Origin of the sequence: Halobacillus sp. BBL2006, assembly GCF_000786645.1 — a bacterium.
Classification (GTDB): Bacteria; Bacillota; Bacilli; order Bacillales; family Halobacillaceae; genus Halobacillus.
On sequence record NZ_JRNX01000002.1, the window covers coordinates 1 to 762 of the forward strand.

The 762-nt window shown below is 38.2% G+C and carries 1 protein-coding gene; it reads right to left on the bottom strand.

Annotation, left to right across the window (positions count from 1 at the left end; all coding sequences use genetic code 11):
* Positions 1–10: 10 nt before the first annotated feature.
* Positions 11–553: a TetR/AcrR family transcriptional regulator gene (locus tag LD39_RS00010; RefSeq protein ID WP_035541432.1), complete on the bottom strand. Its 543-nt coding sequence runs from the start codon at positions 551–553 to the stop codon at positions 11–13.
* Positions 554–762 lie beyond the last annotated feature (209 nt).

Genomic DNA, 762 nt, shown 5'->3' on the forward strand with positions numbered 1-762 from the left:
TCCTCTGATTTTATTTCTTTTTCTTAGATTGTTGTAAAAGAGTGGTCATTACCCGTTTCTTCAAGTCTACATCTATGTTCCCAAGACCGAATGTTTCAGATAGCCACAGACCGTCGATCGCTAGTTTTAAAATCATTGCTTGGACTTCATCAATTCCATCGTTTTGAATTAGGTTTTGGAAATTTTGATGTGTTTCCTGCAGTGGCTTCAATAATTGGGGATCAAAAGCTTGAGCAGCAAGCATACCGGCAGTGAGCCTTTTATTTTCAAGACTTTGATTGTACATCGTTTGGATATAGGATCTTGACCATTTTCCAATTTGTGTTTTATCGGATAAGGTAGTATCCTCAACCTTTTGACGCTGGTTACGGTCCATCCGCTGCACAAGACCTGTAATCAGGGCTTCTTTGGTAGAAAAGTGGTACAACAACCCTCCCTTGCTTACTTCTGCAAGATTGGCCACGGCATCAAGGGTAAGGGCTTCGGTTCCATGGTTTAAAACAATATCAGCAGCTGCATTTAGTATCTTATCTCGTTTCGATTCTCTAGGCATTTGAACGCCCTCCATGACTAGTAGGTTTGCGATACACTGTTTATCCTATCAATAAGACTGTATATTTTCAATTTTCAACCAATTGAAAGTTTGAAATAAACCGTCTGGACGGTAAACTTTAAAAATTCTGTTTGTTTCTAATTCTTTATTAGAAAATTAAACTGTACCATCCAGACGGTTAACATTGACCTGGATAAAATGAACAAAAA

Excerpts from the sequence above, each read along its gene's own strand:
- LD39_RS00010 (WP_035541432.1), bottom strand. The coding sequence starts at position 553 with ATGCCTAGAGAATCGAAACGAGATAAGATACTAAATGCAGCTGCTGAT.